General features: G+C 62.1%; 19 protein-coding genes. 8 read left to right on the plus strand and 11 right to left on the minus strand.

Annotated elements, in window-relative coordinates; all coding sequences use genetic code 11:
* Positions 1 to 164 precede the first annotated feature (164 nt).
* From FFM81_RS20980 to trxA, 6 genes are all read left to right on the plus strand, one after another.
* Positions 165 to 2,747, plus strand: a complete 2,583-nt coding sequence (locus FFM81_RS20980; protein WP_037092414.1) for a sensor histidine kinase — start codon at positions 165 to 167, stop codon at positions 2,745 to 2,747.
* On the plus strand, positions 2,744 to 4,255 hold the full coding sequence (tsaE, locus tag FFM81_RS20985) for a tRNA (adenosine(37)-N6)-threonylcarbamoyltransferase complex ATPase subunit type 1 TsaE (protein WP_138386388.1): 1,512 nt from the start codon (positions 2,744 to 2,746) through the stop codon (positions 4,253 to 4,255). The genes FFM81_RS20980 and tsaE overlap by 4 nt, the downstream gene beginning before the upstream one ends.
* Before the next feature lie 13 nt (positions 4,256 to 4,268).
* Positions 4,269 to 5,000, plus strand: coding sequence for a nucleotidyltransferase family protein (locus FFM81_RS20990; RefSeq protein WP_003571389.1), 732 nt, complete (start codon positions 4,269 to 4,271; stop codon positions 4,998 to 5,000).
* Between the two features lie 3 nt (positions 5,001 to 5,003).
* Positions 5,004 to 8,198 carry a double-strand break repair protein AddB gene (gene addB, locus FFM81_RS20995; protein WP_138386387.1) on the plus strand — a complete coding sequence of 1,065 codons (3,195 nt, stop codon included), beginning with the start codon at positions 5,004 to 5,006 and terminating at the stop codon, positions 8,196 to 8,198.
* Entirely contained in the window at positions 8,191 to 11,742 is a 3,552-nt protein-coding gene (addA, locus tag FFM81_RS21000) for a double-strand break repair helicase AddA (protein ID WP_138386386.1), read from the plus strand. The genes addB and addA overlap by 8 nt, the downstream gene beginning before the upstream one ends.
* A 71-nt stretch (positions 11,743 to 11,813) precedes the next feature.
* Positions 11,814 to 12,134 carry a thioredoxin gene (gene trxA / locus FFM81_RS21005; RefSeq protein ID WP_003544118.1) on the plus strand — a complete coding sequence of 107 codons (321 nt, stop codon included), beginning with the start codon at positions 11,814 to 11,816 and terminating at the stop codon, positions 12,132 to 12,134.
* A 64-nt stretch (positions 12,135 to 12,198) separates the two neighbouring features.
* Here trxA and FFM81_RS21010 read toward each other — a convergent pair whose 3' ends face one another.
* From FFM81_RS21010 to FFM81_RS21055, 10 genes are all read right to left on the minus strand, one after another.
* Entirely contained in the window at positions 12,199 to 13,551 is a 1,353-nt protein-coding gene (locus FFM81_RS21010; RefSeq protein WP_097537073.1) for a bifunctional folylpolyglutamate synthase/dihydrofolate synthase, read from the minus strand.
* 27 nt (positions 13,552 to 13,578) lie between these two features.
* On the minus strand, positions 13,579 to 14,484 hold the full coding sequence (gene accD, locus FFM81_RS21015) for an acetyl-CoA carboxylase, carboxyltransferase subunit beta (RefSeq protein ID WP_003571394.1): 906 nt from the start codon (positions 14,482 to 14,484) through the stop codon (positions 13,579 to 13,581).
* Between the two features lie 142 nt (positions 14,485 to 14,626).
* Positions 14,627 to 15,466 (minus strand): tryptophan synthase subunit alpha, encoded by an 840-nt coding sequence (trpA, locus tag FFM81_RS21020; protein WP_003571395.1) that lies wholly within the window; start codon positions 15,464 to 15,466, stop codon positions 14,627 to 14,629.
* A 3-nt stretch (positions 15,467 to 15,469) separates the two neighbouring features.
* Complete coding sequence (trpB, locus tag FFM81_RS21025; protein WP_003571397.1) at positions 15,470 to 16,690, minus strand: tryptophan synthase subunit beta; 1,221 nt, start codon at positions 16,688 to 16,690, stop codon at positions 15,470 to 15,472.
* Between the two features lie 2 nt (positions 16,691 to 16,692).
* Entirely contained in the window at positions 16,693 to 17,361 is a 669-nt protein-coding gene (locus FFM81_RS21030; protein WP_025417407.1) for a phosphoribosylanthranilate isomerase, read from the minus strand.
* Positions 17,362 to 17,436: 75 nt separating this feature from the next.
* Entirely contained in the window at positions 17,437 to 18,195 is a 759-nt protein-coding gene (locus FFM81_RS21035; RefSeq protein WP_025417406.1) for a M48 family metallopeptidase, read from the minus strand.
* A gap of 84 nt (positions 18,196 to 18,279) precedes the next feature.
* Positions 18,280 to 18,714 (minus strand): DUF2852 domain-containing protein, encoded by a 435-nt coding sequence (locus FFM81_RS21040; RefSeq protein WP_003571403.1) that lies wholly within the window; start codon positions 18,712 to 18,714, stop codon positions 18,280 to 18,282.
* A 145-nt stretch (positions 18,715 to 18,859) separates the two neighbouring features.
* Positions 18,860 to 20,137, minus strand: coding sequence for a polyhydroxyalkanoate depolymerase (locus tag FFM81_RS21045; protein WP_003571405.1), 1,278 nt, complete (start codon positions 20,135 to 20,137; stop codon positions 18,860 to 18,862).
* A 202-nt stretch (positions 20,138 to 20,339) separates the two neighbouring features.
* The gene (locus FFM81_RS21050) at positions 20,340 to 21,182 is read right to left on the minus strand and encodes a fumarylacetoacetate hydrolase family protein (RefSeq protein WP_003571407.1); all 843 of its coding nucleotides are present in this window, start codon (positions 21,180 to 21,182) and stop codon (positions 20,340 to 20,342) included.
* On the minus strand, positions 21,179 to 21,454 hold the full coding sequence (locus FFM81_RS21055; RefSeq protein WP_138386385.1) for a hypothetical protein: 276 nt from the start codon (positions 21,452 to 21,454) through the stop codon (positions 21,179 to 21,181). The genes FFM81_RS21050 and FFM81_RS21055 overlap by 4 nt, the downstream gene beginning before the upstream one ends.
* On the opposite strand from FFM81_RS21055, the gene FFM81_RS21060 reads away from it, so the two are divergent.
* Both FFM81_RS21060 and FFM81_RS21065 read left to right on the plus strand, forming a co-directional pair.
* A complete protein-coding gene (locus FFM81_RS21060; RefSeq protein ID WP_003571408.1) occupies positions 21,453 to 21,737 on the plus strand; it encodes a DUF2218 domain-containing protein in 285 nt (94 codons plus the stop codon). The genes FFM81_RS21055 and FFM81_RS21060 overlap by 2 nt on opposite strands.
* Before the next feature lie 39 nt (positions 21,738 to 21,776).
* On the plus strand, positions 21,777 to 22,376 hold the full coding sequence (locus FFM81_RS21065; RefSeq protein WP_003571410.1) for a nitroreductase family protein: 600 nt from the start codon (positions 21,777 to 21,779) through the stop codon (positions 22,374 to 22,376).
* Between the two features lie 66 nt (positions 22,377 to 22,442).
* Here the strand turns inward: FFM81_RS21065 and gyrB are convergent, their stop codons facing one another.
* Positions 22,443 to 24,878, minus strand: a complete 2,436-nt coding sequence (gyrB, locus tag FFM81_RS21070) for a DNA topoisomerase (ATP-hydrolyzing) subunit B (protein ID WP_138386384.1) — start codon at positions 24,876 to 24,878, stop codon at positions 22,443 to 22,445.
* Positions 24,879 to 24,958 lie beyond the last annotated feature (80 nt).

A 24,958-nucleotide genomic window follows, 5' to 3' on the forward strand; every position in this document is an offset into this window, starting at 1 on the left:
TTGACAAATGCCGCGGCTTATTTTTTGGACGCTCCCTTCCCGCAGATTCCCTTCCGAAGTATTGTTTTAAGACTTGATTCGGGACGCCGGACACCGTCCGACCGCTCCGAAAATGGGATGTCTTGTCGTAATGCGGCACATTGAAGGACGGAGACATACCGCGGATGTCGGAAATGAAAAACAGCCTGCCCGGTCAGGCGGATGATGGCGTTCGCGCCGGTCGCCGCCCGCTGATGGCAGGCCAAGAACATCAATTTGCAACGGCACACGAGGCCGCATCGCAAGAGAGATCATTGGCGCGCTTTCTGAAAGCCTGCGCGGCCGGCACGGCGTTTGCCGCGCTGGCGCGGCCGGTTCTGGCACAGACGGAGCAGCAGGCGGCGGCCTCGGCTCACCTCTTCACATCGTCGCAGGTTGTCGGCGTTTCCGTCGTCATCGGCGTCATATCGGCGGCCCTGCTTTCGACGCTGTGGCTGGTGCGCCAGCGCGGCAATCTGGAAAGCGAGAGCCGGGAGATCCGCTCGGCACTCTCCGATGCCCAGCAGCGCATTTCGCAATACCAGGCGCTGATCGCCGACAAGAACCGGCGGATCGTCATCTGGGACGGTAATGCTCGTCCCGAATTGCTCGGCCAGCTTCCGCCCGAGACCGGCGCGCCGCAGGACGGCGAATTTTTGGCCTTTGGCCTCTGGCTGAAGTCACGCTCGGCCGCCGATCTGGAAAAGGCGATCGACCGGCTGCGCGACGGGGCACAGAGCTTCGACATGGTGGTCGAAACCATCCGCGATGAAATCCTCGAGGCGCAGGGCCGGGTTTCCGGCGGCCGCGCCTTCGTCCGTTTCGTGGCGCTCAACAATTTGCGCGCCGAGCTCGCGGAGCTCAGGATCGAGCGCGACCGGCTGATGACCTCGATCTCGGCCTTCCAGACCATGCTCGACGCGATCGACATGCCGGCCTGGCAACGCGACCCGGCCGGTCGGCTGACCTGGGTCAACCAGGCCTATGGCGAGGCCGTCGAAGCGCGCTCGCCGCAGCAGGCGATCAATGAAGGCCGCGAGATGCTGACGACGGTGGCGCGCGAACGCATTCGCGCGACGACGACGCCGGAATCGCCCTTCCACGACACGATTTCGACGGTCGTGCACGGCAACCGCACATTCTTCGATGTCGTCGATGTCAGGCTTGCCGGCGGCTCCGCCGGGATCGCGATCGATGTGTCCGACATCGAGGCGGTGCGCGCCGAGCTGGAACGGACGCTGAAGAGCCATGCCGAAACGCTCGACCATCTCGCCACGCCGGTTGCCATCTTCGACGGCGACCGCCGGCTGCAATTCTACAACCAGGCCTTTGTCGCGCTCTGGGAGCTGGATATCGCTTTCCTCGAGGGCCGACCTGATAATAGCGAACTGCTCGAGCGGCTGCGGGCAGCCAAGAAGCTGCCGGACCAGCTCAACTGGAAAAGCTGGAAGGAGGCGGCCCTTTCCGTCTATCGCGCACTCGACACGCAATCCGATCTCTGGCACCTGCCGAACGGGCAGACATTGCGTGTCTTTGCCACCGCCCACCCGCAAGGCGGCGCCACCTGGGTGTTCGAAAACCTGACCGAGCAGGTCGATCTCGAAACCCGCTACAACACGCTGGTCAAGGTGCAGGGCGAAACGATCGACCATCTTTCCGAAGGTGTGGCGGTGTTCGGCCCGGATGGACGCATCCGTCTGTCGAACCCGGCCTTCCGCGCGCTGTGGGGGATCACGGAAACCGAAGCCAAGCCCGGCACCCATATCCGCGCACTGGGCGAGGCCTGCGCGCCGTCCTATGACCGGCCGGATGGCTGGAAGGCCTTCGCGGAACTGATCACCAGCTTCGACGACGAACGCCGCTCGGGCCAGGGAACGCTGGAACTCTTCTCCGGCCTGGTGCTCGACTACGCCGTGATCCCGCTGCCGAATGCCCAGACCATGCTGACCTTCGTCAATATGACGGACAGCGTGCGTGCCGAGCGGGCGCTGACTGAAAAGAACGAAGCGCTCCGCAAGGCCGACGAGCTGAAGAACGACTTCGTCCAGCACGTTTCCTATGAGCTGCGCTCGCCGCTGACGAATATCATCGGCTTCACCGATCTACTGCGTACCCAAGGGGTCGGACCGCTGAACGAGCGGCAGGCCGAATATATCGACCACATCTCGACCTCGTCGTCGGTTCTGCTGACGCTCGTCAACGATATTCTCGATCTTGCGACCGTCGACGCCGGCATCATGCGCTTGAACTACGCGGATATCGATCTCAACGACCTGCTCGACGACGTCTCGATGCAGATCGCCGATCGCCTGCACGAAAGCGGCGTGGCGCTCGAAATCACCGCGCCGGCCTATCTCGGCTCGATCGTCGCCGACCCGCAGCGGCTGAAGCAGATCCTGCTGAAGCTGCTTGCCAATGCGGCGAATTTTTCCCCCGAGGGCACCTCGATCTCGCTCGAATGCAGCCGCGACGGCACGGATTTCGTCTTCGCCGTCAGCGACCGCGGCCCCGGCATCTCGCCTGACATGATCGCGACGGTCTTCGATCGTTTTGCGACCGGAGCGAAAAGCGGCAAACGCGGCGGCGCGGGCCTCGGCCTGTCGATCGTCGACAGCTTCGTCAGCCTGCATCATGGCGACGTGACGATCGACAGCGAGCCCGGCAAGGGCACCACCGTCGTCTGCCGTATCCCCTCGGTCGATATTCCGCATACCGCGGCAGCCGAATGACGACCGGCAATACGATCTCGCTTTTCCTGAAAGACGAGGCGGCCACCATTCGACTCGGCGAAGACCTGGCGCTGGCCTTGAAAGCCGGTGACTGCCTCGCCCTTTCCGGCGATCTCGGTGCCGGCAAATCCTCGCTCGCCCGGGCGATCCTGCGCGCCATCGCCGACGACGAGGGGCTCGAAGTCCCGAGCCCGACCTTCACGCTGGTGCAATCCTACGATCTGCGCATTCCCATTTCGCATTTCGATCTCTACCGGCTCGGCGATCCCTCGGAACTGACAGAACTCGGCTTCGACGACGCCCTGGAGAGCGGCATCTGTCTCGTCGAATGGCCGGAGATGGCAGAGATCGAACTGCCCGCCCAGCGTATCGCACTGGGCCTGGAACATGAGGGCAGCGGCCGCCGGGCAACGATCAAGGTCTCGGACCCACAGGCCTCGCGAATCCGCAGGGTCCTGGCGATCCGCGCTTTCCTCGACGAAGCCGGCTATCCCGATGCCAAACGCCGCTTCCTGACCGGTGACGCTTCACTGCGCGCCTATGAGGCGATCTATCAGGACGATGGCCAGCGAAAAATACTGATGGATTGGCGCCCGCATCCTGAGGGACCGCCAGTCTATGACGGCAAATCCTACCCCAAAGTCGCGCATCTGGCACAGAACGCCTACCCTTTCGTTGCGATTGCCGATGCGTTGCGCGGGCGGGGGTTTGCGACGCCGGAGATTTACAAGGTTGATTATATCAAAGGCATCCTGCTGATCGAGGATCTCGGCACGGAAGGCGTGCTCGACGACGACGGACGGCCGATCGCCGAACGTTACCGGCAAAGCGTCGCCTGCCTCGCCCATCTTCATTCGATGCAGATTCCGCAGGATATCCCGGTTTCCGCAACCCATACGCATCACATTCCGGACTTCGACCGCACGGCAATGAAGATGGAAGTGCAGCTTGTGCTCGATTGGCATATTGCCTGGAAGCGCGGTACACCTCCCACCGATAGCGAACGGGCGGAGTATCTGGCGATCTGGGACGCGCTGATCGACGAGCTCGCCACAGCCGAGAAGAACCTGCTGCTGCGCGACTTCCATTCGCCGAACATCATCTGGCGCGAGGGCGAAAGCGGTATTGGCAAGGTCGGCATCATCGACTTCCAGGATGCGATGATCGGCCCAACCGCCTATGACCTTGCTTCCATCGTCCAGGATGCGCGCGTAACGATCGAACCGGAGCTCTTCCGGCAGTTGATGGTCGATTACCTCACCCTGCGCCGTGCCCAGGGTGGCTTTGACGAAGCCGGGTTCATGAAAGCCTGGGCGATCATGTCGGCGCAGCGCAACTGCAAGCTTGCCGGTCTCTGGGTGCGGCTGTTGCAGCGCGACGGCAAGCCCGGTTATCTCAAACATATGCCGCGAACGCTTGCCTATCTCCAGGTCGCGTTCGAGCACGAGGCGCTTGCCCCCTTGCGCGATTGGTGCGCAAGGGCTGGAATAGGCCAAAGCGAATCATAAGTTCCGGATCAGCATGACGATCAGACAAGCCATGGTACTGGCCGCGGGTCTCGGCACCCGTATGCGCCCGATCACCGACACGATCCCGAAGCCGCTGGTGAAGATCGACGGCAAGCCGATGATCGACTATGCGCTGGATGCGCTGGTGGCGGCCGGCGTCGAACGGACGGTCGTCAATGTTCACCACTTTGCCGGCCAGATGCTCGATCATCTCGAGGCCTATCGCGGCCTCGACATCATGATCTCGGACGAGCGGGAAGCACTGATGAATTCCGGCGGCGGGCTGGCCAAGGGTCTGATGCTGCTCGAACGCGAGAATGTTTTCGTCATGAATGCCGATCTCTTCTGGATCGGCGAACAGCCCGGGCGGCCGACGAACCTGCAACGCTTAGCCGGATTCTTCGATGCGGAGCGCATGGACATGGCGCTGCTTTGCGTGAGGATTGAGGATACGACGGGTCACAACGGCAAGAACGATTTCGGCATGGCGGCCGACGGCAGCCTGACGCGGTATCGCGACGATCCGACCAATCCCGTCGTCTATGCCGGAGCGATCGTTATGAACCCGTCCTTGCTCGATGACGCGCCACAGGATGCCTTCAACCTCAATATTTATTTCGACAAGGCGATCGCGTGCGGGCGGCTTTTCGGCATGGTGCTCGAGGGCCACTGGCTGACGGTGGGAACGCCGGAAGCGATCGGCGAAGCGGAGGAAACGATCCGACGGCTGCGGGCGTTTGCGTGAGATATGGCGGAGCGGCACCAGCCACGCATTCTGACGATCCCGGCGGGCCTCTCCTTCCTGAAAACGCTGGCAACGACGCTTTGCGACGGCCGGCTCACGCCGCTCTTCCGGCATGAGACCGATGATCCGCTGTCGCTGTCCCGGGTGACGATCTACCTGCCGACGCGGCGCGCCGTGCGTGTGTTGCGCTCGGAATTCGTCGACCTGCTCGGCGGCCGCTCGGCGATCCTGCCTGTTATTCGTCCTCTCGGCGAAACCGACGACGACAGCGGCTATTTCGACGAGGCACTGCCGGCAACGATCGATCTCGCCCAGCCGCTGTCGAATACCGCCCGACTGCTGGAGCTTGCGCGACTGATCCTTGCCTGGCGGAACAAACTGCCGGAGATCGTCCGCCACATTCATTCGGACTCGCCGCTGGTCGCCCCAGCCAGCCCGGCGGATGCGATCTGGCTCGCCCGCAACCTCGCGGAGCTGATCGATTCCATCGAAACCGAAGACATCGACTGGTCGGAACTGTCGAAACTCGACACCGGCGACTATGCCGCCTGGTGGCAGCTGACGGCGGAATTCCTCCAGATCGCCAGCGCCTTCTGGCCGGAGCGGCTTTCCGAACTCGGCAAATCCTCGCCGGCGCGGCACCGAAACGCCATTCTCCGGGCCGAAGCATCCAGGCTTTCGGCGACGAAAACCACCGGGCCGATCATCATTGCCGGTTCGACAGGTTCGGTTCCCGCCACCGCCGATCTGATTGCCGCTGTCGCCCATATGCCTGAAGGGGTGATCGTGCTTCCGGGCCTCGATCTCTCCATGCCCGAGAAAGACTGGCAGATGGTCGCGCCGGAACCGGCACCCGGCCAGCTTGCCAATCCTGCAAGCCGGAGTCATCCGCAATATGGCCTGTCATCGCTGCTGAAGCGGCTGAAACTCACACGTGCCGAGGTGACGGCCCTCGACAGGCCGGAGCCCGACCTTGACCGGCGCGCCGAAATCCTGTCTCGGGCGCTCGTCCCGGCGGAGGCGACCAGCGATTGGGGTGCGTGGAAGAACGCGCTGCCGGAGGGTGCGTTCACGTCAGCCTTCGCCGATGTTTCGCTGATCGAAGCCGCCAACGAGCGCGAAGAAGCAACAGCGATTGCCATCGCGCTCCGGCTGGCACTGGAAAGACCGGGGCAGGACGGCGAAAGCCGGGCGGCGCTCATCACGCCGGACCGCAATCTCGCCCGGCGGGTGATGGCCGACCTTTCCCGCTTCGGCATTCTCGCCGACGATTCGGCAGGGACACCGCTTGCGGCCACGCCGCAGGGCACGCTCCTGCAATTGCTGCTGGAGGCAACGCTACGCCCGGGCGATCCCGTGGCAATCGTCTCGCTGCTCAAACATCCGCTGGCCCGTTTCGGCCTGGAACGCGACGCGTTGATTTCGGCGACCCGGGCGCTCGAGATGCTGGCGCTGCGCGGCGGCGTGGCGGAGGTGGATATCAGCAGGCTCGAGTCGCTGCTGACCCATCAGCTTGCCGAACAGGCTGAGGACAGGCACGCGCCGCAATGGCGAAAGGCGCTTGCGCCTGACGCAGCCGAGGCGGCATACGACCTTGCCCGCCGGGTCACGCAAGCAACCGAACCTCTGGCTTCGGCCTTGATGCGGCACCGGCCGGAAGATCGTGGGAGGACCGCGAGTTTCACCTTGTCCGATTGGGCGGAGCGAACCGGCCGGTCGCTTGAAGCGGTGGCGGTCGATCCGCACGGCAATCTCGCCGATCTCTGGTCTGATGAAGCCGGCGATGCCCTTGCCGCCCTGCTCAGCGAAGTGATCGACACCAACGGCCAGATGGAGGCCGACGGGCCGCAATGGATCGACATCATGGCAGCCCTTGCCGCCGGTCATGCGGTGAAGCCGCGGGCGCTCAGCCATCCCCGCCTCTTCATCTTCGGCACGCTGGAAGCCCGCCTGCAGAGCGTCAACACCCTCATCCTCGGCGGCCTGAACGAGGGCACCTGGCCGGGGCAGACCGCCAACAATCCCTTCATTCCGCGCATGATGAAGACGGAGATCGGCCTCGAACCGCCGGAGCGGCGCATCGGCCAGCTGGCGCATGACTTCGAAATGGCAAACGGCACGCGTCATCTGATCTATTCCAGAGCGCTACGCCAGGGCTCGACGCCGACGGTCGCCTCGCGCTGGCTGCAGCGACTGCTGGCGCTTGCCGGAGAGGCGTTCGAAGCGGAATTGAAGGGACGCGGCAACCGCTTCCTTCGATGGGCCGGGCTGATCGATCGCGGAGAGGCCCAGGCCCCGGCACAGCGACCCTCGCCGAAACCCCCGTTGGTACTGCAGCCAAAATCCTATTCCTTCAGCGAGGTCGGCCGGCTGCGCCGCGACCCCTACGCCATCTATGCCCGCCGCATCCTGCGGCTCGATCCCGTCGATCCGTTCAACCGCGATCCGGGCGCGGCCGAACGCGGCACGCTCTACCACACGATCATCGACCGGTTCATTCGCGAGGCCCATGTCGCCGGCACTCCGGATGCGGCAGCGGCGATGGAGCGCATTCTTTCCGAGCTTTTCGACATGGAGCGGCTGCCGCCGCATATCGATGCCGTGTGGCGGCCACGCTTTCGCGCGGTGGCCCGCGCCTTCCTCGACTGGGAGGCCGGACGGCGGCCCGGCATCCGCAAGACGCTGACAGAAGTGCGGGGCGGCGTCGAACTGGAAGCAATCAATATCCGGCTCAACGGCGTTGCCGACCGGATTGACGTCACCGGACCGAACGCCGCCGATATCATCGACTACAAGACCGGTTACAATCCCTCGCCGACGCAGGCACGCGTGCTTCTCGATCCGCAGCTCGCGCTCGAAGCGGCGGCCCTGAGCGCCGGCGCCTTCCGTGATGCCGGCAGTCTGGTGCCGCAGGACCTGCTCTATGTGCGCCTGCGGCCGGGACGCCGTTTTCTGGTCGACACCGTCAACAATGAGAGTTCGGCGCGCAGTGACAAGGCGAAATCGGCGATGGATCTCGCCGAGGAATCGATCGATCAGCTGGTCAAGTTCGTGAGCTTGCTGCAATCCGGCGAGAAAGGCTTTACCTCGCGGCTCATCCCGGCACAGCAATTCGATTTCGGCGGCGATTATGATCATCTCGCCCGCGTCTCCGAATGGTCGACAGCCGAGACCGAGGAGGGCGGCGGCGATGAGTGATGTAACGCCTCTTCCGAGCGACGATGATCCTGGCGCCTGGATCGGCTGGACGACGATCCAGCAGGCGATTGCCTCCGATCCCGAGCGTTCCGCATGGGTCTCGGCCAATGCCGGTTCCGGCAAGACGCATGTGCTGACTCAGCGCGTCATCCGTCTCCTGCTTGCCGGGGCGCGGCCCTCCGCGATTTTGTGCCTCACCTATACCAAGGCTGCAGCTTCGGAAATGTCGAACCGCGTCTTCGAGAGGCTGGCAGACTGGGTGGTGCTCGACGATGAGGATCTGAGCCGGCGGATCACCCAGATCGAGGGGACGCCGCCTGACGGAATTAAGCTTGCCGAGGCCCGCCGGCTGTTTGCCAAGGCGCTGGAGACGCCCGGTGGGTTGAAGATCCAGACGATCCATGCCTTTTGCGAAGCCTTGCTGCATCAGTTCCCGCTGGAGGCCAACGTCGCCGGGCATTTCTCGGTTCTCGACGACCGCGCGGCGGAAGCACTGCTTTCCGATGCGCGCCGGGCGCTGCTGACGGCGACCGCGCCGGAGGGAGACAGCGCCCTCGCCGAGGCCTTCGCCTATGTGCTCGATCTCGGCGACGAATCCGGACTGGAAAATCTGCTCGGCGACATCGTCGCCAACCGCAACGCCATCCGTCGTTTCACGGCGACAGCCGAACGGCAGGGCGGTATCGAGATGTTTCTGCGTCAACGGCTTGGCCTTGCCCCCGATGACACCGAGAGCGGGATCGCGGCGCAGTATTGGCCGCTGCCGGCGCTTTCCGGCCACATGCTGGAGCTTTATCTGTCGCTTGCCGACCAGAAGGGCGGCGCGAAGGCGCAGGAAGTTGCCTACGGCCTCAGGCTTGCCGGGCGTGAACACGATGACGCAAAGCGCGCCGAGTTTCTCGAGAAAATCTTTCTGACCGTGAAGGGCGAGCCAAAGGCGGACTCGCAATTCACGGTCAAGGCCATGCTGACCGAAGCACCGCAGTTGACGGAGGCCGTCGCCGCTGCCCGCGCCCATGTCGCCGCAAGCCGCGACCGGCTGAAACTCATGCGGATGTATGGCGCAACCCATGCCGCGCTGGTGCTCGCAGACCGACTGAATCGCGACTATGAGGAGCTGAAGAAGCAGCGCAGCCAGCTCGATTTCGAGGATCTGATCACCCGCACCGCCGACCTTTTGACGAAAAGCGGCGTCGGCCCCTGGATCCACTATAAGCTCGATCGCGGCATCGACCATATCCTCGTCGACGAAGCGCAGGATACCAGCCCGATCCAGTGGAGCGTCATCCAGTCGCTCGCCGAGGATTTCTTCTCCGGCGAGAGCGCCCGGCCGGTCGTGCGCACGCTCTTTGCCGTCGGCGACGAAAAGCAGTCGATCTATTCCTTCCAGGGCGCAAGGCCGGAGCGTTTTTCCGAGGAAAGCGATCGAACACGGCGGCGTGTGACCGACAGCGGCCAGAATTTTTCCTCTGTCCGGCTGCCCCTCTCCTTCCGCTCGACCGCCGACGTGCTCGAAGCCGTCGACCATATTTTCAGGGAGCCCGACAATTCACGCGGCCTCAGCGCGCTCGGCGAACCGGTGGTGCATCGCTCCAGCCGCATCGGCCATCCCGGCGCCGTCGATCTCTGGGAAATGGTCGCGCCGGAAGCTGTGGTGAAGGAGGAGGACTGGACGGCGCCATTCGACGCGACGCCGGAAAGCGCGCCGGCGGCCATCCTGGCGCGACGGATCGCCCATTCGATCGGCGCGCTCGTCGGGCGTGAGACGATCGTCGACAAGGGTAGGGAGCGCCTGATCGAGGCCGGCGACATCCTGGTGCTGGTGCGCAAGCGCGATGCCTTCGTCAATGCGTTGACGCGCGCGTTGAAGCGCCGCGGCGACATTCCGGTCGCCGGCGCCGACAGGCTGGTGCTGACCAGCCATATCGCCGTGCAGGATCTGCTGGCGCTCGGCCGTTTCCTGCTGCTGCCGGAAGACGATCTTTCGCTCGCCGCCGTGCTGAAGAGCCCGCTTTTCGATCTCTCCGAGGACGGCATCTTTGCGGTCGCCGGCCTGCGCGGCGACAATGAGAGCGTCTGGAGCCATCTCAAACGCTTCGCCGCCGACGGCACCGAGCGTTTCCGCGCTGCCGTGGAGACGCTGGAGCTGTTCCTTCGGCAATCCAGGAGCCTGTCGGTTCATGATTTCTATGCGCGGGTGCTCGGTAGCCATGGCGGGCGGCGGCAATTCCTTGCCCGGCTCGGCACCGAGGTCAGCGATATTCTCGACGAATTCCTGACCTTCACCCTGGATCACGAAAGCTCCGGCCTTCCCGGGCTGCAATCCTTCATCTCGACGCTGGAGCTCGAAGCCCCGGTGGTGAAGCGGGAGCAGGACAAGGGGCGCAACGAAGTGCGGATCATGACGGTGCATGCCTCCAAGGGCCTCGAGGCGCCGATCGTTTTCCTCGTCGACGGCGGTTCGAAGGCCTTCACCCATACCCATCTGCCGAAGCTGCGGCTGATCGAGACCGACGCCGATGAGCCGCCGATGCCCGTCTGGGTTCCCGTCTCCGATCTCGCCAATTCGCTGACCCAGGACGACGCCGTTCGTATCCAGATGCTGGCGGAGGAAGAGTACCGCCGATTGCTCTATGTCGCCATGACGCGTGCCGCCGACCGGTTGGTCGTTTGCGGTTACCGCGGCGTGCGTGTGAACAACGACACGTGGCATATGATGATTTCGACGGCACTGCGCGACGACCATCCGCATGTGGAGGCAACCACATTCTCCAGTCCCGATGGGCAATGGCCGGGGATCAAATGGCGCGTGCCACGGGTGGAACGACGCTTCGAGCGGGCCGACCGCGCCCGAGAGCGCGACAGCGAGGAGGCCTTGCCGGACGGTCTGTTGCGGCCATTGCCACCGCAGGCCGCGCTGCCCCGCCCGCTCAGCCCCTCCGGCGCCGGGACGATCATCGATGAAGACGAGGGCGGATTGCTCGTCGCATCTCCGCTGTTCAGCGAGAAGGAGCGCAGCGATCGTTCGCTGGAGAAGGGCCGGTTGATTCATCGCATGCTGCAGGCACTTCCCGAAATTCCACTTGGCGAACGGGCGGATGCCGCAGGCCGTTATGCCGAACGGGCGGCGCGGTTCTGGCCGGAAGCCGAACGGCGCAAATTAGTCGATTCGGTTCTGAAACTATTGGACGAAGAGGGACTGCAGGCCGTCCTGGGGACTGAGGCCCAGCCCGAGGTCTCGATCATGGGAACATTGACGTTCGATGACAGGCGTTATGCCGTCTCCGGCCGCATCGACCGGCTTGCCGTCCTTGCCGATCGTGTCGTCATCCTCGACTACAAGACCAATCGGGTGCCGCCGGCGACAGAGGCGGCCATCCCCTTCGCCCATCGGGCGCAGCTGGCAATCTATCGCGAGATCCTGGCGCCGCTCTATCCCGACAAGCCTATCGATTGCATGCTTGTCTACACCGAGAACGCCTCGCTCTACACGCTGAGCGAAAAGGCGCTCGGTTTGGCGCTTGCAGCGGTCAAGACAAAGTGAAATACCGGACATTGAAAATTCGGCACCGCACCATCACATGTGGTTCAACACTTGAGTTAAAGGAGCAGCCCATGGCTACCGTGAAAGTCGATATCAACAATTTCCAGTCGGAAGTTCTGGAATCTGCAGAACCCGTCGTCGTCGATTTCTGGGCTGAATGGTGCGGCCCGTGCAAGATGATTGCGCCGAGCCTTGAAGAAATCGCCGTCGAGATGGAAGGCAAGGTCAAGGTCGCCAAGCTGAATATCGATGAAAACCCGGAACTCGCCGCACAGTTCGGTGTGCGCTCCATTCCGACCCTTGCAATTTTCAAGGGCGGTGAAGTTGCCGATATCTCGGTCGGCGCCAAGCCGAAGACCGCGCTTTCGAACTGGATTTCGAGCGCTGCCTGATTGATATCGCCTCGCATTGATGAAAAAGCCCGGCTTCGACCGGGCTTTTTTCATGTCGCAATCTTCATTTGGGGGGCGTGCCGTTGTCGGAAAGTACATCGCCGACGAGATAGAGAGAGCCGCCGACGAGGATGCGCGGGGGTAGGCCTTCCGGATCGAGGAGGGCTTTTATGGCTTCCAGCGCATCGCCGACCGTCGACATCGGTTCGGCAACCAAGCCGGCATCATAGGCGGCATTCGACAATATCACCGGGTCGATCATCGCGTCGCTGCCGCGGATCGGCACGCAGAAAACCTTCTCGACCAAGCCGGCAAAGGCCCTGAAATAGCCGACAGGGTCCTTGGTGTTGATCATGCCGATAATCAGGAAAAGCGGCCGTGACTGGCGCTCTTCGAAATTGGCCATAGCTTCGGCGATGACTTCGCCGGCACCGGGATTGTGCCCGCCATCGATCCAGATCTCGGCGCCGGCGGGCGCATGCGCCAGTAGCCGGCCTTCGCCGAGACGCTGCAGCCGGCCCGGCCATTCCACGAGATTCATCGCCTTTTCCATCATCGTCTCGGTCACGGTGAAACCCGCGGCCTTGACGGCGCGAATGGCAGCGGCCGCATTGGCATATTGGTGGCGGCCGGGAAGGCGCGGCAGCGGCAGGTCGGCAAGACCGAATTCGTCCTGATAGACGAGCCGGCCATATTCCTCATGCGCCATGAAATCCTGCCCGAAGACGGCGCTCGGGCAATGCAGCCGCTCAGCCGTCGACATCAGCACGTCGAGTGCCGCATCATATTCCTGATGGCCGATGACGACGGGAAATCCCGGCTTCATGATACCGGCCTTTTCGGCGGCGATCAGCTCGACCCGGTCGCCGAGATAGGGCTGGTGATCCAGCGAGATCGGCATGATCACCGAGACGGCCGGATCGGAAATGACATTGGTGGCATCGAAACGGCCGCCGAGACCGACTTCGATGATCGCGGCATCGGCCGGCTGTTCGGAAAACAGGATGAAGGTGACGGCCGTCAGGATTTCGAAGACGGTGATATGCTGTCCGGCATTGGCACCAGCCACACGGCGCAGGGCCTCTGCAAAGACTGCGTCATCGACAAGCTGCCCGCGTCCGCCCGGCACACCGATGCGATAACGCTCGTGCCAATTGACGAGATGCGGCGAGGTGTGAACATGCGCGCTGTAACCGCCGGCTTCGAGCAGAGCCCGGCAGAAGGCGGTGACCGACCCCTTGCCGTTGGTGCCGGCAACATGGATCACCGGCGGCAATCTCCTGTGCGGATTGCCGAGCACCTGGAGAAGACGGGTGATGCGATCCAGAGACAGGTCGAAGCCCTTGGGATGCAATCCCATGAGCTTGTCGATCTCCTGTGCTGCCTCACTCACCGCGGTTTGGCCCCTGGGTATCATTTCGGCACCCCGCCTGCTTGTCGATTATCAGGCGCTCGCCGCCAGAGCGATCGCGCCGCTATTCATGTCATTCGCCGCCGAAACGGGCTTCTTCGTCAGGATCTTCAGGAGACGCGCCAGCGTTTCCGGAAGGTCGTGACGCTTTACGACCATGTCCACCATACCATGTTCCAAGAGATATTCGGAGGTCTGGAAGCCTTCGGGCAGTTTTTCACGCAAGGTCTGCTCGATCACCCGCTTGCCGGCAAAGCCGATTTCGGCGCCGGGTTCGGCAAGGTGAATATCGCCCAGCATGGCGTAGGAGGCCGTGACACCGCCGGTGGTCGGGTTGGTCAGGACGACGATATAGGGCTGGCCGGATTCCTTGAGCAGATCGACGGCAACGGTCGTGCGCGGCAGTTGCATCAGCGACAGGATGCCTTCCTGCATGCGCGCGCCGCCGGAAGCGGGGAACATCACCAGCGGGCACTTTTCGGAGGTCGCGCGCTCGAAAGCCTTGACGATCGCCTCGCCGGCGGCCATGCCGAGCGAACCGCCGATGAAGTTGAATTCATGCACGACGGCGACGAGCTTCAGGCCCTGCACTTTTCCGAGGCCGGCGAGGATCGTGTCCTCTTGTTCGGTCTTCAGGCGGCTGTCGCGCAGGCGATCGCTATATTTCTTCGAATCGCGAAACTTCAGCGGGTCCTGGGCGACCCTCGGCTGCGGCAGCGATTCGAACTCCCCATTGTCGAAAAGGTCGGCCAGGCGAGCCTTCGCCGGCATCTTCATGTGATAGCCGGAGGCCGGGATGACCCATTTGTTGCCTTCCAGGTCCTTATGGAAGACCATCTCTCCGGTCTCCGGGCACTTGATCCAGAGGTTCTCCGGCACTTCGCGACGGCCCAGCATGGAATTGATCCGCGGGCGAACGTAGTTGGTGATCCAGTTCAACTCGAATACTCCTGATTGACTAAAGCGCGTCCCGGGCTGTCAGCTGCTTGGCCGACGCTTTAGGTCTTTGTTTCCCGCATGTCGTTGCCGCAAAACCGCTGCACACTTTTGCGCGACATGCTTTGGTGCCAATGTGGGCATACTATTCGGCAGCAACAAGGCGTGCCGAACGGGTTCCCGAGGAAAGGCCGCGCACCAGCGTTGCGACCGCCTGAACCGTGTCCGCCGTCGCCCTGCCGTCCGCGGTCAAGCTCGTGGCGACTTGATTGACGATGGCGGTGCCGACGACGACCCCATCGGCCGAACCGCCGATGACCTTTGCATGTTCCGCCGTCTTGACGCCGAAGCCGACGCAGACGGGCAGCTGCGTGTGCTGCTTGATGCGTTCGACCGCGCCCGAAACCAGCGACGGATCCGGCAGCGCCGATCCGGTGATGCCGTTCATCGAGACGTAATAGACGAAACCGGAAGTGTTCTTCAAAACCTTCGGCAGGCGCTTTTCATCCGTCGTCGGCGTCGCCAGGCGGATGAAGTTGATGCCTTTACGGATCGCCGGAAGGCAGAGTTCGTCATCCATTTCAGGCGGCAGATCGACGACGATCAGGCCGTCGATGCCGGCGGCGAGCGCGTCATCGAGGAATGTCTCGACGCCGTAAATATAGATCGGGTTGTAGTAGCCCATCATCACGATCGGCGTGGCGTCGTTGCTCTTGCGGAAATCGGCCGCCAGTTGCAGCGTTTTCTTCAGCGTCTGACCGCCTTTCAGCGCACGCTGGCCGGCGAGCTGGATCGCCGGGCCGTCGGCCATCGGATCGGAAAAGGGCATGCCGAGCTCGATGATGTCGGAGCCCGCCTCCGGCAGCGCCTTCATGATGCCGAGCGAGGTATCGTAATCAGGATCGCCGCCCATGAAATAGGTCACAAGCGCCGGACGGCCCTCGGCCTTCAGCTCGGCAAAGCGTTTGTCCATGCGTGCGGTCATGTCTTACAGTCCCATTCCCAGAATCTTGCCGACGGTGAAGATATCCTTGTCGCCGCGGCCGGAGAGGTTCATCAGGATAATCTCGTCCTTGCCCATCTTCGGCGCGCGCTTGATCACCTCGGCAATCGCGTGCGAGGGCTCGAGCGCCGGGATGATGCCTTCGAGGCGCGTCAGCGTCTGGAAGGCCTCCAGCGCTTCGTGATCCATGATCGGTACATAATCGACGCGGCCGGTATCGTTCAGCCAGGAATGTTCGGGGCCGATGCCGGGATAATCGAGACCGGCCGAAATCGAATGGCCTTCCTTGATCTGGCCGTCGCCATCCTGCAGCAGATAGGTGCGGTTGCCGTGCAGCACACCCGGCGAACCGGCGGTGATCGACGCGCAATGTTCGTCGCCCTGCAGGCCCTTGCCGCCGGCTTCGACGCCGACGATCTTGACGGTGGGATCATCGAGGAAAGGATGGAAGATGCCGATGGCGTTCGAACCGCCGCCGACGGCAGCGATGACGAGATCCGGCAGGCGGCCTTCGGCGGCCAGCATCTGTTCTTTCGCTTCCGCGCCGATCACCGATTGGAAATCGCGGACCATCTCCGGGTAGGGATGCGGACCGGCTGCCGTTCCGATCAGGTAATAGGTATCCTCGACATTGGTGACCCAGTCGCGCAGCGCCTCGTTCATGGCGTCCTTCAGCGTGCCGCTGCCGGCTGTCACCGGTTTGACTTCGGCGCCGAGCAGCTTCATGCGGAAAACGTTCGGCGCCTGACGCTCGACGTCGGTAGCGCCCATATAGACGACGCAGGGAAGGCCGAAGCGGGCGGCGACGGTGGCGGAGGCAACGCCATGCTGGCCGGCGCCGGTTTCGGCGATGATCCGGGTCTTGCCCATGCGCTTGGCCAGCAGGATCTGGCCGATGCAGTTGTTGATCTTGTGCGAGCCGGTGTGGTTCAGCTCCTCGCGCTTGAAATAGATCTTGGCGCCACCGAGTTCGGCCGTCAGCCGCTCGGCGAAATAGAGCGGGCTCGGGCGACCGATATAATGCGCGCCGAGATGCTTCAATTCGGCCTGGAATGCCGGATCGTTCTTCGCCTTATCCCACTCGTCCTGCAGATCAAGGATCAAAGGCATCAATGTTTCGGCAACGAAACGACCGCCATAGATGCCGAAGCGGCCGTCTTCATCAGGCCCGGAACGGAAGGAATTCGGTTTAAGCGTCTCGTTCACTCTCAACTCCCTGAGGCCATGACAGGCGCATCCGCCTCTTCGACCGCATCGAAAAATTCATCGATCATTGCGACGCTCTTGACGCCAGGCGCAGTTTCGACGCCTGAGGAGACGTCGATACCACGCGCCTTGGTATTGGCCAGCGCATCCGCGACATTGTCCTTGTTCAACCCGCCAGACAGCATGTAGTCGATGCTGCCGTCGAGCCAGCTCAGAAGGCTCCAGTCGAAGGAAATCCCGTTACCGCCGGGCAGTTCCGAACCCTTCGGCGCTTTCGCGTCGAACAGGAAACGATCGGCGATGCCGATATAGGCTTCGACGCGCCTGAGATCATCGGCGGTGCGCACGGAAAAGACTTTCATGACCGGCAGGCCATAGAGCGCCTTGATCGTCAGCACGTGTTCGGGGCTCTCATTGCCGTGCAGTTGCAGAATATCCGGCTTCAACAGCGAGACAATCTCGTCCAGCTCGTCATTGGTGGGATCGACGACGACGGCGACGATCTTCGCCTTGCCACGCGCCGGTTCGGCCAGTTTTGCCGCCAGGTCCGGCTCGATATAGCGCGGGCTCTTTTCGAAAAAGATAAAACCGATATGGGTCGCGCCGCGTTTCAGCGCACGATCGATCGCTTCGGGCGTCTTCAAGCCACAGATCTTAATATCGGTTTTCATGGCAGCGAAGTGACACGAAATGCGGCAAGAGTCGAGCCAATTTGCATGGTACGCCGTATTTAGCGCCCACGTCGGTCAGTCGAAATCAATGGCGTGCAACTGGCTGCCATGCCGCTTCAGCCAGGATTTCGCTTCCTCCATGCCGGGGCAAAGCTTCCTGCAAAGCGCCCAGAAGCGGGGCCCGTGGTTCATCTCCTTGAGATGGGCAACTTCGTGGGCAGCGAGATAATCGATCACCGAGGGCGGCGCCATGACGATGCGCCAGGAAAAGCTCAGATTTCCTTCCGACGAGCACGAGCCCCAGCGGCTTCGCGTATCTTTCATCGAGATCGAACGGATCGGCGCCCGGATCGTGCCGGCATGCAACGTCGCCAGCTTCCCAAGGTCGGCGCGCGCCTCTTTCTTGAGGAAGGCCGCGATGCGCCGCCCGACATGTTCCGGCATTCCGCTAACCAGCAGCACCGGTCTGCCATCAATGGAAACCGCTTCCGTCAGGCCGCGCAAGCTGCCGGTATGCTGGATGCGATGGGAAACGCCGCGAAAGAGAATTTCACCGCCGTCGCGCAGGCCGGCATCGGTCGAAAACTTGGCAAGCTTGGTCAGCAGCCACCCCTGGTGCCGATCGAGAAAGGCGTTGACCTCGCGCGCCGCAAGACCTTTCGGCACCGTCATCTTCAGGGCCCGGCCGCCCGGCTCTATGCGCAAGGTGATGCGCGTCGCCCGGTCGTGCTGCTTGATGGTCAGCGGCATCAGCCGGCCGGCCACGTCAAGCGTCCGCGTTTCGGGCGGCGCCGGTTTTCGGGCTTTCGGCCTTGTCTTCAGAAGCGAGAACATGGTTGTTTCTACCCGATTCACCGGGGCAGCGGACATAGAAAAACCGGCATCGGAAGATGCCGGTGATTTTCAGCGTTCAGGCCTTCATGGCGTCTGGTATTCAGCGACCGGGCCGTTGTCGTCACGCTTGGCGTTCTTGCGGTCACGCATGAAGCGATCGAACTCTTCCTGGTCCTTGGCGCGGCGAAGTTCGCGCATGTAGGCGTCGAATTCCTCGCGCATTTCATCGAGCTTGCGGCGCTCTTCCTCGATCCGGTCGATCTCGGCCTTGCGCCAGTCGTCGAAGGCGACATTGCCGGTCGAGAAATGCGGGCGGTGACGGCCGTTCGAGCGGCGGCACGAGGCAAAGAAGCCATCGGTCGCCTGGTTGACGTCACGCTTGAAGCCGCGCAGACGGTCGCCGAAGATGATGTAGGCAAGCATGGCAAGACCCAGAGGCCAGAAAACCATGAAGCCGAGAATCATCAGGGCAATGGTAGCCGGAGTCCAATCCGGTCGAAGCAATGCTGACTGGTTCATCGTGCGGGTATCCCTCGCTTTCCGCGCCCGGCAGAATACCGAACGCTGAAATCGATGTGGTTACCGCAACCACGGCCTTCAAGACGATTGCCCGTGAAATCGGACAAGGCCTTGAATCCGTTTTTCTAATTCAGCTACACCTAAATCAGGCGCTGCGGCCGCCCTTGATGACACGCGGCACCGGCGGCTTGACGGCGGAACGAGAATGCTCGCGGACGAAATTGATGATGCGCGGCGCAATCTCGCGGCGGAAACGCGAGCCGTTGAAAACACCGTAGTGGCCGACATCCGGCTGAAGATAATGCATGCGCATATGTTCGGGGATGTTCACGCAGATGGTCTGCGCCGCCTTGGTCTGGCCGACGCCCGAGATATCGTCATTCTCACCTTCGACGGTCAGAAGCGCCACCTTGCGGATCGCTGCCGGATCGACGCGTTTGCCGCGATGCATCAATTCGCCCTTCGGCAGCGAATGCTTGATGAAGACCTGCTCGACCGTCTGCAGGTAGAATTCGGCGGTCAGATCCATGACGGCGAGATATTCGTCGTAGAAATCGCGATGTTTTTCCGGTTCGCCGTCGTTCTTCACCAGATGCATGAAGAATTCCTTGTGGGCGACGAGGTGGCGGTCGAGATTCATCGACATGAAGCCCGAAAGCTGCAGGAAACCGGGATAGACCGGGCGCATGAAGCCCGGCTGCGGCCAGGGCACGTTCATGATGACATTGTCAGAGAACCACTGCAGCGAGCGCTCCTGGGCGAGTTTGTTGACCGCCGTCGGGTTGATGCGCGTGTCGATCGGGCCGCCCATCAGCGTCATCGACGACGGGGACAGCGGATCGTTGGCTTCCTCCATGACGGCTGCGGCTGCCAGCACCGGGACGGAAGGCTGACAGACGGCGATCACATGCGTATCGTGGCCGAGGAAATGCAGCATCTCGATGACGTAGTCGACATAATCGTCGAAATCGAAGGAGCCTTCCGTCATCGGCACCATGCGGGCGTCGATCCAGTCGGTGATGTAGACATCGGCACTCGGCAGCAGCGCCTCGACCGTGCCGCGCAGCAGCGTCGCATAGTGGCCGGACATCGGCGCGACAATCAGGATGCGCGGGTCATTGCCGCGGGCGGCAGGACCACTGCGGGCGAAATGCAGGAGATTGCAGAAGGGTCGCGACCAGACGATCTCTTCGCGGACAAAAACCGTCTGATCACCGATCGCCGTCTGCTTCAATCCGAATTCCGGCTTGCCGTAGCGGCGGGTCGTGCGTTCGAACATTTCGAGGCTTGCCGCCATCGTCCGGCCGAGCGGCGTATGGGAAAACGGATTGAGCGGATTGGCGTAGGCAAACCGCATGATATCGGCCGCGGCGCGAAACGGCGCCATGGCAGCATGGTTCAATTCATAAAGCTGATAAAACAAAGGCGCCACCTTTCTCTATCGAAAAGATGACGCCGATTGAAAGGCATCGACTCTTTCCGTTACGCGGGCACGTCACTCAGACTAACAGTTTTTTGTTGCGCAGCAACATAGACGAACCAGACCCGCACAAGAAATGCCGGAGAAGTGACTCTCCGGCATCATTATCGACTGGAAAACTTAAGGTTCTCAGCAGGAATCGTTGTTAACGATCCGCTACGAAGGTCTGCTTCTGGGTGCCGAGACCTTCGATTCCGAGTTCGACCACGTCGCCGGCCTTGAGATAATGTGGCGGTTTCATGCCCATGCCGACACCCGGAGGCGTGCCGGTCGAAATCACGTCGCCCGGATGCAGCGACATGAACTGGCTGAGATAGGCAACGATGTGGGCGACACCATAGACCATGGTCTTGGACGAACCGTTCTGCATCGTCTGGCCGTTGACCTTGAGCCACATGCCGAGGTTTTGCGGATCGGCGATTTCGTCCTTGGTGACCAGCCAGGGACCGATTGGTCCGAAGGTGTCGCAGGACTTGCCTTTGGTCCACTGACCGGCGCGCTCCGTCTGGAAGGCGCGCTCGGAAACGTCGTGAGACACGCAATAGCCGGCGACGTAGTCGAGCGCGTCGGCCTCGCTGACGTATTTCGCAGTCTTGCCGATGACGACGCCGAGTTCGACTTCCCAATCGGTCTTTTCCGAACCGCGCGGAATCCGGACGCTGTCATTCGGACCGACGATGGCCGAGGTCGCCTTCATGAAGATCACCGGCTCGGGCGGCACCGTCGCACCGGTTTCGGCGGCATGGTCGGAGAAATTGAGGCCGATGCAGATGAATTTGCCGGTGCCGGCAACGCAGGCGCCGATACGGCCGGGGGCAAGCTCCGGAAGGCTGTTCGGATCGATCGCTGCGATCTTTGCGAGGCCTGCCGGCGAAATCGCCTCGCCGCCGATATCGGCGACATGACCGGAGAGATCGCGGATCTTGCCATCGGCATCGAGAAGTGCCGGTTTTTCACTGCCTGCTTCGCCAACACGCATCAGCTTCATGGAATTTCCTCCTCATCGAAAACGGATTTGCAGCCACCTATGAACGAATTATTCACCGGTGTCATTACGGCTTTGCCGCCAAGCGGTACGGCTTTTCCCGAATTCGAATGGATTTCGGCGCAACCCGCATGAATTGCGGCATCATCGACGCTGGCGTGAGCTGCTTTTTGAAGACAGTCCGTCCATCCAACTGCGACGACACTGCGCTTGCCAAGGCTGCGAAGCAGGAAATATGACTTGGCTCCAGTCCAAGATGAGATGGAGTTCGACATGCACCTCTCCCAGGCCGTCGTGCGCACAGAACATGCAAGCCGCTACCTGCAGCAGCTCTGCAAACACTGGAGCCATAAATTCAGCGTCGATTTCGATCCGCACAAGGGCCGGGTGCCGTTCAGCGAGACGGCCGAGGTGACGTTCACCGCCGACGATGCGGCGCTGACCATGATGCTTTCCGTCGCCGACCCGGCACAGCAGGCAAGAATGCAGGGCGTGATCGACGATCATCTGAAGCGCTTCGCCTTCCGCGAGGAACTCGACATCGTCTGGACGGACTGACCGCACCCGCGCATTTACGCCCCAACCCTGGGAATAAGCATGACACAGAGCAATAGCCGCGAATCGCAATATCCGATCGATCCGATATTTCTCGACCGCTGGTCACCGCGCGCCTTCACCGGCGAAATCATCGAGGAAGCCCAGCTGCTCAGCCTGCTCGACGCCGCCCATTGGGCGCCCTCCTCGTCCAATCAACAGCCTTGGCGTTTCGTTTACGCGCTCAAGGGTTCGGAGCATTGGGAAAAATTCGTCGCATTGCTCGTCGATGCCAATCAGGAATGGGCTAAAAATGCGTCGGCGCTGATCTTCGTCGTGTCGCGCAGCTTCACCGGCGCTGCCGGCTCCGGCGAGGAAAAACCAAGCTATACCCATTCCTTCGACGCCGGCACGGCCTGGGGATACTTGGCGCTGCAGGCCCGCCTCTCGGGCCTCTATGCCCACGGCATGGGCGGCATCAAACACCAGGAAATCATGAAGACCTTCGGCATTCCCGAGGGTTACCGGGTTGAGGCCGGTGTTGCCGTCGGCCGCCTAGCCGACAAGAGCGTGCTTTCCGAACGCAATCAGGCGCGCGAATTCCCCAGCCAGCGCAAGCCACTCGCCGAGGTCGCCTTCAACGGCCGTTTCGTTGCGAACTGAGCAATCTCGAAAACGAAAACCCCGCCATTCCAAGGACGGCGGGGCTTTTTTAATGTCGAATATCCATCAGATATCGAGGTTTGCGACGCTCAACGCGTTGTCCTGGATGAATTCGCGCCGCGGCTCGACTTCATCACCCATCAACCGGGCGAAGAGGCCGTCGGCATCGGTGGCGTCGTTGACCTTGACCTGCAGCAGCGAGCGGACATTCGGATCGAGCGTCGTCTCCCAGAGCTGCTCGGCATTCATCTCACCCAGACCCTTGTACCGCTGCATGCTCAGGCCCTTGCGGCCGGTTGCAAAGATTGCGTCGAGCAAGGCGCGCGGGCCGGAGATTTCGACATCGCCTTCGCGGCGATGCAGCGACGGCGGCGTCTGATAGATTTCCTTGAGACGTGACGTCAGTTGGTCGATGTGCCGGGCATCCGAGGAGCCGATCAGCGCCATATCCAGCACGACGATTTCCTTGACGCCGCGGACCATGCGTTCGAGGCGCAGACCGCCATCGCCGCTCAGATCGCCCTGCCAGCCGCGCTCGGTTTCCTCGGCAATGATGTCGAGGCGCCTTGCCACCTCGCTCGTCAATGCCTGGGCTCTTGCCCGGTCGCTGACGAGTTCGGCATTGAGGGCACCGGCGATCGCCGCCTGTTCGATGACCGCACGATTGTAACGCGAATGAAGATTGTCGAGCAAAGCACGCATGCGCAGCGCGTCGAGGATGACCTCGCGCAGATCCTGGCCGGTGCGAACTTCACCGCTGCCGAGTTTCAGCGCCGCGTCTTCCAGGCCCTGGCTGATGAGATATTCCTCGAGCGCCTTTTCGTCCTTCAGATACTGCACCGACTTGCCGCGCGCGACCTTATAGAGCGGCGGCTGAGCGATATAGAGATGGCCGCGCTCGATCAGTTCCGGCATCTGCCGGAAGAAGAAGGTGAGCAGCAGGGTGCGGATATGGGCGCCGTCGACGTCGGCGTCCGTCATGATGATGATCTTGTGGTAGCGCAGCTTTTCGACGTTGAACTCGTCCTTGCCGATGCCGGTGCCGAGCGCCGTGATCAGCGTGCCGATTTCCTGGCTCGACAGCATCTTGTCGAAACGGGCGCGTTCGACGTTGAGGATCTTGCCGCGCAGCGGCAGGATCGCCTGGTTTTCGCGCGACCGCCCCTGTTTGGCCGAGCCGCCGGCGGAATCGCCCTCGACCAGAAAGACTTCGGATTTTGCCGGATCACGTTCGGAGCAGTCAGCAAGCTTGCCGGGCAGCGAAGCGATATCGAGCGCGCCCTTGCGGCGGGTCAATTCGCGGGCCTTGCGGGCCGCTTCGCGGGCGGCGGCGGCCTCGACGACCTTGCCGACGAGAATCTTGGCTTCGCTCGGATGTTCTTCGAACCAGGTGTTCAGCGCCTCGTTGACCAGGCTTTCGACGACAGGGCGAACTTCCGAGGAAACCAGCTTGTCCTTGGTCTGCGAGGAGAATTTCGGATCGGGCACCTTGACCGACAGCACCGCCGTCAGGCCTTCGCGGCAATCTTCGCCCTGCAGCGTCACCTTTTCCTTTTTGGTGATGCCGGAATTGTCGGCATAGGAAACCACCTGTCGCGTCAGCGCCGCGCGGAAGCCGGCCATATGCGTGCCGCCGTCGCGCTGGGGAATGTTGTTGGTGAAGCAGAGCACGTTCTCGTGATAGCTGTCGTTCCACCACATCGCGACTTCGACGGTGATGCCGTCCTTTTCGCCGCGGATGGCGACCGGCTTGTCGACGAGCGACTTTTTGGCCCGGTCGAGATAGGCGACGAACGCCTCGAGGCCGCCGTCATAACGCAGTTCTTCCTGCTTGATATCGGAATGGCGCTTGTCGGTCAGCAGAATGCGGACGCCGGAATTCAGGAAGGCGAGTTCGCGCAGGCGATGCTCCAGCGTGCCGTAATCGAACTCCGTCATAGTGAAGGTGTCGCTGCTCGGCATGAAGCTCACTTCCGTGCCGGTCTCATTGGGCGCGTCGCCGGTGACCTTCAGTGGCGCATCGGCCACGCCGTGGGTGAAGCTCATTTCATGGATCTTGCCCTGGCGGCGAATCTTCAGCTTCAGCCAGACGGACAACGCGTTGACGACGGAAACGCCGACGCCATGTAGGCCGCCTGACACCTTGTAGGAATTCTGGTCGAACTTACCGCCGGCATGCAACTGCGTCATGATGACTTCGGCCGCCGACACCCCTTCGCCGGTGTGGATGTCCGTCGGAATGCCGCGGCCGTTATCGGTGACGGTCACCGAGCCATCCGGATTGAGGCTGACGGTAACGATGTCCGCATGGCCGGCGAGCGCTTCGTCGATCGCGTTGTCGACGACTTCATAGACCATGTGATGGAGGCCGGAGCCGTCGTCGGTATCGCCGATATACATGCCGGGACGTTTGCGCACGGCATCGAGGCCCTTCAGAACCTTGATGGAATCTGCGCCATATTCGGTGCTTACGCCGTTTTCCGTCGCGGATGTATCGCTCATTCTGTCGAGATTTTCCCTGTTGTCGTAAAGCAGCGGCGGGCCTTGCGAATCACCGGCTTTCTTCACCCTCGTATATAGGG

Origin of the sequence: Rhizobium hidalgonense, from assembly GCF_005862185.2 — a bacterium.
Lineage (GTDB): Bacteria > Pseudomonadota > Alphaproteobacteria > Rhizobiales > Rhizobiaceae > Rhizobium > Rhizobium hidalgonense.